Source organism: Syntrophorhabdales bacterium, from assembly GCA_035541455.1.
Lineage (GTDB): Bacteria > Desulfobacterota > Syntrophorhabdia > Syntrophorhabdales > WCHB1-27 > JADGQN01.
In genome coordinates this window covers 1-6707 of record DATKNH010000001.1, presented here as the reverse complement: position 1 = coordinate 6707, position 6707 = coordinate 1, and the positions used below count along the sequence as shown (strand labels likewise).

9 protein-coding genes and 1 tRNA gene are annotated in these 6707 nt (G+C 50.8%); 3 read left to right on the top strand and 7 right to left on the bottom strand.

Annotated features, from left to right (window positions below):
* Positions 1 to 248 precede the first annotated feature (248 nt).
* The 6 genes from VMT71_00050 to VMT71_00025 form a co-directional block, all read right to left on the bottom strand.
* Positions 249 to 2402: a cytochrome c3 family protein gene (locus VMT71_00050; protein ID HVN22330.1), complete on the bottom strand. Its 2154-nt coding sequence runs from the start codon at positions 2400 to 2402 to the stop codon at positions 249 to 251.
* Positions 2403 to 2474: 72 nt separating this feature from the next.
* Positions 2475 to 2801 carry an ATP synthase F0 subunit C gene (locus tag VMT71_00045; protein ID HVN22329.1) on the bottom strand — a complete coding sequence of 109 codons (327 nt, stop codon included), beginning with the start codon at positions 2799 to 2801 and terminating at the stop codon, positions 2475 to 2477.
* Positions 2802 to 2835: 34 nt separating this feature from the next.
* Positions 2836 to 3534, bottom strand: coding sequence for a F0F1 ATP synthase subunit A (gene atpB, locus VMT71_00040; GenBank protein ID HVN22328.1), 699 nt, complete (start codon positions 3532 to 3534; stop codon positions 2836 to 2838).
* Positions 3524 to 3976, bottom strand: a complete 453-nt coding sequence (locus tag VMT71_00035; protein HVN22327.1) for a hypothetical protein — start codon at positions 3974 to 3976, stop codon at positions 3524 to 3526. The genes atpB and VMT71_00035 overlap by 11 nt, the downstream gene beginning before the upstream one ends.
* The gene (locus VMT71_00030) at positions 3973 to 4224 is read right to left on the bottom strand and encodes an AtpZ/AtpI family protein (protein ID HVN22326.1); all 252 of its coding nucleotides are present in this window, start codon (positions 4222 to 4224) and stop codon (positions 3973 to 3975) included. The genes VMT71_00035 and VMT71_00030 overlap by 4 nt, the downstream gene beginning before the upstream one ends.
* Positions 4225 to 4309: 85 nt before the next feature.
* A complete protein-coding gene (locus VMT71_00025) occupies positions 4310 to 4567 on the bottom strand; it encodes a DUF3303 family protein (protein HVN22325.1) in 258 nt (85 codons plus the stop codon).
* Positions 4568 to 4680: 113 nt separating this feature from the next.
* Here VMT71_00025 and VMT71_00020 point away from each other — a divergent pair.
* Positions 4681 to 4754 (top strand) — tRNA-Lys (locus VMT71_00020).
* Between the two features lie 321 nt (positions 4755 to 5075).
* Here VMT71_00020 and VMT71_00015 read toward each other — a convergent pair.
* Positions 5076 to 5237 carry a hypothetical protein gene (locus VMT71_00015; protein HVN22324.1) on the bottom strand — a complete coding sequence of 54 codons (162 nt, stop codon included), beginning with the start codon at positions 5235 to 5237 and terminating at the stop codon, positions 5076 to 5078.
* 112 nt (positions 5238 to 5349) lie between these two features.
* Here VMT71_00015 and VMT71_00010 point away from each other — a divergent pair, with 112 nt between their 5' ends.
* Complete coding sequence (locus VMT71_00010; protein ID HVN22323.1) at positions 5350 to 6087, top strand: recombinase family protein; 738 nt, start codon at positions 5350 to 5352, stop codon at positions 6085 to 6087.
* Positions 6088 to 6233: 146 nt separating this feature from the next.
* The coding region (locus VMT71_00005) for a nucleoside 2-deoxyribosyltransferase (GenBank protein HVN22322.1) at positions 6234 to 6707 on the top strand (474 nt) is incomplete at its 3' end.

Sequence of the window (6707 nt, the reverse complement as noted above, 5' to 3'; positions counted from 1 at the left end):
CAAAGCAGAAACTGCCGGATGAGTTGTGCATACTCTCTGATTTTCCCAAAATGCCGGGAGGGGTAAAGATAAAGAAGTTCGGGGCGGGCGGCCTGCAGGAACTGGCATCCCTTGACGATAATCGAGAAAAACTCAGGTGAGCTAACGAATCAGGCCGCTGCGCGAAAGCAACGTTTAAGGTTTAAAGTTTAAGGTTTGAAGTTTAAGTCTGATGTCTGAGGTCTGTAGTGAAGTCTGTGGTCTGATGTCTACGGTTTAGCTTTTTCTTGTTTTACTTGCTGCGGTGCCGGAACGAATATTTCTTTTCCCGCTTTCTTCGTCTTTATCATCTCATCCAGAGCCTTCGCGTCACGGCTCATCTTGGCTACGATCGCATCCGCATACTCTGGATTGTGTGCATAATTACCCTTCAGTATGAAGCTGAGTTCCTGATTTATTTCATCATAGCGCGCTCTCAGCGGCACCGAGTGTCTGCCCTCTTTGGTTTCAATCGCCGCAATTTCTTTCTGGAATCCTGCGAGGACAGGTGTATATTTCGTCGAGATATCTTTATTTTGCTTAGACCAGTCTTGCACGAGGTCAGCCTGCTCTTTAGAATGACAGGCAGCGCAATTTGCTTTGATCGCGGCAAGGGTCTCCTTCTTTCCCTGCTTTACACTCTTGTGACACTCCACACAGGTGACCTTACCGAACATTGAATCCTTGGCTTCCTTGACGCCCTTTACACCGGCACCCGTGTACATGGCGTATTCCGCTGCGTGACAATCTTTACACGATACCTTGCCCATGCCTTCGCCGTGATGACATTCTGAACATCCCTTCAGCGCAGTCTTGCCATGATCCGCGTAGGCGCTGTGGCACTTGAGGCAGGAGTCCTCGCCCCCTGCATGAATTTCGTGAACGAAGCTGACGCTGCCGAACGAGACCTTCTTATCCATGATCTCGCCATGACAGATCTGTGTGCACGAGAGCTTGAATGGCACAGGCTTGAAGGACGCTTCTCCTTTGACCTTGGCCTTTGCTTCCTGGAGTGCGTTCTTCGTGGCATTCACGATCTGCATGCTGTACACGATGTTGTGCACCCCGTTTCCCCTGGTGAGGAAATTGTAGTTGAAGAGTGCGTCATCCATTACCTTCTTGATCGCAGGGCTTGCGGCGCCTTGTCCCGCAGCGCTCTTCAGCTCATTGAGGAGCTTCATGATTTCCTGCTGGCTATCTTTCACGAGTTTCTGCCACCTGTCTACCATGCCGTCTGTGATAGTGCCGTGGCAGTCCTTACAACTCCCGCGCACGGCTTTCCGATCCAGTTGCTTCCCGTGGCAGACATCACAATCCATATTGATGACAGCCATCCTGTTCGGCTGCTCGTTCGCCAGGCGTGCTCCTTTGCCCAGGTACATGTTTATTTTTTCCATATGCACGCCGCCCGCATGACAATCGGAACACGCGTCGGCAGGCTGTCCTTTGTAATGCAGGCCGACTATTTGATGTTTTATTGCTGAGTGACAGCTGAAACATTCCACCTTGTGATCTGTCACGTGATTCTTATGGAGAAACTCGGGCGTATACTTGGCGGTCAATATCTCGCGTCTATTGTGGCACTGAAGACAAGCAAATTCCGGTACGTGTCCGTCTCCTGACACCACCGTGGTATGGCATTGCTCGCACTTGATTCCCCTGGCTATATAACTCTTGTGGTTGAAGACGAAGTTCGGGCTCACCTGAATGTCGCCCCGCGCCTCAAAATGGCAGGAGCCGCATCCGGTTATATATCCCTTCTGTTCTTTGGTCTTGTAAAAGTGGCAGATGAAGCATTCGACGTCAGTGACAATCATATGGGCTCCCTGCACGATCTGCGAATGGCAGGTGGTGCAGCGAAGCTGCTTTTGTCTCCGCATCTGTTCGATGTGGTCGGGATGGTTAAATACCACGTTCTTGAAAACAACCGGCGTTCGCAGGTCTTCCCGCTTGTGGCAGCCGCTCTGCAGGCAGCTTGCATCGTCTATCTCAGCGTGAGGCTTGGTGGGGCCTTTGCCTGTGATAAAGTACGCTAGAGAAAGCTGGCCATCTCTCCACTTCCCCTTGAGATGGTTTGCGAATCCCGGTTTGTAGTGACACTCGATGCAGGCGACCTTGCGGTGGGTGGACGCTTTCCAGGAGTCCACATAGACCTTCATGTTATGGCAGACGCCACAGAAGGCCGGGGTCTCCGACAGCTTGAATGCGCCTATTACAAGAATGGCGACACAGACAAACACAAAGGCAAAGAAAACCACTATGCCTTTCTTGTGTCTGATGGTTCCTTTCTTTGATTCGCGCCAGAAGTCTCTCAGGAAGTCCCGCACCATGTGGTAGAGTTGACCAATAGTGCCGGGCTCCCTCTCTTTATGCTGCTCTTCCATCAACCCCTTTTTCAGGGGCAAACCCCCATGTCTTCTTTAGTCTGCCCCTCTCCCTTGTCATCCGATCGGGAACTAAAGCTTCAAATACAGCATCAAAGAGACTACGAGGGAATAAATGACCAGAGACTCGATCATTGCAAGACCGATAATCATCGGAGTCAAAATCTTCCCAGACGCTCCGGGATTTCGACCAATCCCGTCCAGTGCAGATGCGACCGCCCTGCCCTGCCCGAGCGCTCCGCCCAGGGCCGCGATCCCTATGCCGATGCCCGATGCAAGAGCGATCATAGCCTTTACCTGAGGGTCAAGGCCTTTACCTTCCTCGGCAGCCATTGCAACTCCGCAGGAGAACGCCATCAATACTCCGAGAAGTACGAGAACCGAAAACAGTTTTTTCATTCAGTGTCACCCCCTTCCGCGATAGTTTTGTATATTAATGTTCCTCGTGGGCAACCGCCCCAGAGAAATATGCCATCGACAATAGTATAAACACAAAGGTTTGAACGAACGCAACAAAAAGCCCCAGGAACATAACCACCAGGGGAACAAGAAAGGGCACCAGGCCGAAGAAAATAGCCGTGACGAGATGGTCGCCCGTTATATTCCCGAAGAGCCTCAAGCCCAGCGAGAGTGGCCTCGCCAGGTGACCGATCAGTTCGATCGGTACGAAAAGAATTGCAAGCCACCAGAATGGACCCACAAAATGCTTGAGATATTTGATGCCGTGTTCCCTCACACCGTATATATGCGTGAGCACAAAAACCGTCAGGGAACAGGCGAACGTCGTGTTCACGTTATCCGTCGCGGGCACAAACCCGGGAACAATGCCGGAGAGGTTATTGAAAAGAATGAAGAGGGCCAGCGTGCCTATGATCAACATGAATTCCGGTCCCCGCGGTCCCATGGTGCTTTCAACGAGCCCCGAAATGGTTTCTACAACCACCTCGACAAAGTTTCTCGTTGTCAGTTTGTCTTCCGGCACTACATCGTCCTCGTGTTTTTTTAGACTGCGATAGCCCAGAATGACAACGACAAGGAGTATGACAGAGACGAGGATGCCGTTAGACACGTGAGGCGGCAGGCTCGATAAGCCCGGAATGAATTGTACCCATGAAAAGGCTTCATGCTCCATGCTGTTTACTCCTTTCGCCCACCGGCTTGAAGGCGGATGCTACGTAGCTCAGTAAAACTGAAATGAAAACAGTCGAAAGACCTAAAAGAAAGAAGACCACGTTGATATCGCCATAGAGTACTACGAGCGTAACGGCAGTCACCAGAGCAAGGAACAGGAGCGGAAGTTTGACAATAAATGCCTTCCTGCTGATCCGCCTGCTCAATTGCCTGTTATCTTGCGGACTGCCTTCGGACGGGGCCCCCTGCTGCATGTACTGAAAAATGCCTTCTACGCCCTTCCGCAAGAATCTAAAATTGAGCGTCATGATAGCGCTGCCGACACCGAAGCTGAAAACGTACTTGAACTCACGCATGATCACCGCAGCCGCCATACAGCCGACTGCCAGGATAACCACATTGATCCGTTCGATCTCTGTGAGCATGCCTTCCTGCGTTCTCATTGCTCGCTATCGCTTTCTCTCTCGGCCTTCTTCCAGGTCCGGTAGATGGCCTTCATCGCCGCTGCCAGACCAAATCCCAGGAAAACGAGTGTCAGAATAGGAGTTGTTTCAAAGCGACGGTCCAAATATAATCCCGCCGCGAGACCGATCGCGACGCATAGACCCATTTCCAGACCCAGAGCCCCGTATGACAGAAAAGAATTGAACGCTTCTCTTTTGTTGGCTTTGGGCTTATCACTCTTTGCCATAAAACTGCCTGGCACTTTTATCTAACATAGCGGTCTCTCATTAGTCAACCGAATTCCTTGCTCCCGATGGAGCTTTATTCGCTGGCTATTTCTTCATCATTTTACGGCTTTCTCCAAAGGGATAGACCGGGAAGGTCTCGAATTTAAGGAGGTCGAGCCAGGCGGCTCTGCTGGCGATGAGCCCCTTTGCGTCGGTATCCACAACATTGATGGTACGACACCCCTGAAGATCAAAGAATTCGCCGACGACTTTCACGCCCTCGGGCCATGTCCATCCCACCCTTCTCTTGGCAACTGCCTTTTCGTCCTCCGGCCTCCATGTGCAAATGTTCATGAAAAACATACTCCCCTCCTTTTTGCATGTAGTTCTATAATTATAGCAGACCCAAGATAATTGCGGTACGTTCAAAAATGCTTTGAATTAAAATCGTTCCTGTGCTATAAGAATGGTTCTTGGGGCCGTTAGCTCAGTCCGGTAGAGCAGCTGACTCTTAATCAGGAGGCCCAAGGTTCGAATCCTTGACGGCCCATAATAAAATCCACACCTTACCGGACATAGAGATTAATCTTTCCTGCCATCTCTGCCAACATACTGCCAACATCGATGTCATCGACGCCTTAACCTGAAAAGAGTGTCCCAACCCCGACTCCCAACCGGCAGACCTATTGGTATTCTGGGCTTCTTGGAGGCCCCAAACACATTTAAAGGGAAATCTAACAACGTTTGTCGAAAGAAAGATCACTCGTGCTGGCGCGCATCTTGAAGATACAGCAAAACGAAAGCAAAACCCCTACACTTTGGCATTGCTATAATAACGGTTGGCCAATCTCATCAGACTACCTAATCACCGTCATTTCGCTTTTCTGTTCGAGAGCAGTAGCCTGATCGCTTCCTCCAACAACTCGTTCGCCGCCTTGCTCTCATCAACCGCCAGGTGCTTCAGCTTTTTGATCAAGTCGGGGGCAAGCCTCGTGGTATAGACCTCGCGTTGCACATCGCCGCGTTTTGTCATAGTGTCACTCCTGACGATAATCGGTGAAGAAAATTTAACATATTTATTTAAATAATGAAATAAAAAATGCTTGACATATGAATTGCGTAATGAAATAATGTAATATAGAAATATGAAGGCAATCGGCTACATCAGGGTATCCACCGAGGAACAGGGCCGGGAAGGCGTCAGTCTCGAGAATCAAAGGGCTCGCATTGAGGGGTATTGCTCATACAAAGGATTTGCCCTGATCGATATCATTGAGGACGCCGGCATATCAGGAGGAAAGAACAAGACACGTCCAGGATTCATGGTATTACTCGACAGGATAGAGAGCAACGGCATCGACGCTATTGTGCTCTATTCTCTCGAACGACTCTCACGGGATATGCTCACCCTGCTTGCGCTTGAACGTTTCCTCGACGAGCGTGACATCGAGCTCCACACCGTCGAAGGGCAAGTAGATACCTCTCTTCCCGATGGGTGGCTTAATTTCGCTATGAAGGCCTTCCTCGGCGAAATGGAACGGCGCCAGGTAAAGTACCGCACCAAACGGGCAATGGAGTATAAGAAGAGCCAAGGCGCCGTGGTAGGTTCTGTCCCTTACGGCTACCGTAGAAACGGAAACGGGCTGCAAGAACATCCCGAGGAGCAAGAAGTAATCCGTATCGTGAATCAGCTCTACAAGAAATCTCCGCGGCTGGTGGATATCTGCAGGATTTTAGAAGAAAGAAATATCAAAGCAAGGAACGGCAGAAACTTCACCTCGCAGCAGGTCAAGCGTCTGATTCCAGGCTATCAGAACTCCTTCGTCAAAGCCAACGGTACACTTGGGCGGCACATCAGAAGGTTCATCGAAGCCGTTGCATAAGCGTCACTGCTATCTACCACCCTTCCTTCGTCTTCTAACGACTCTGTCAAGCACGTGTTTAGGATCGGCACCAGCAATGGTTGCCTGCGGAGGTAGTAGTAAGCTATACTTGGAGTACGTTGAGCCATACCGACTGAGGTTTGTCGATGCACGTCTACATCGCCCATCCCGCCTTCACAGAGACACAGACGAACTTCAAGGAACAGTTTATCGCCCGGCTGAAGGAACACCTCGGCAGACTTAAACACTGCGAACCCCTCACCCTCATCGACCCCTTCCAGTACGCGCCGAACATTGAGGGAAACGTAAAGCACAAGCTAACGTTATCAAAACAGATCAAGGAAACCTGTCTCAAGCTGCTCGACCAATGTAACCTCCTCGTCGCCATAGTGGACGACGACGATACCGGCACCGCTTTCGAAGCAGGCTACGCCCACCACAAGAACATCCCCATCATCCTCGTATCAAAAGACACCTGTGACACCGCAAACGCCATGCTCCTCGGCTCAGCCCACGCGAGGTTCGACAACGTCCTCGATGAAACCCAACTCTCCCAGCTTGCCAGCCTGATCGAGTGGCACTACCTCCACCTCCAAGGACCACGCCTCACACCTGAGAAG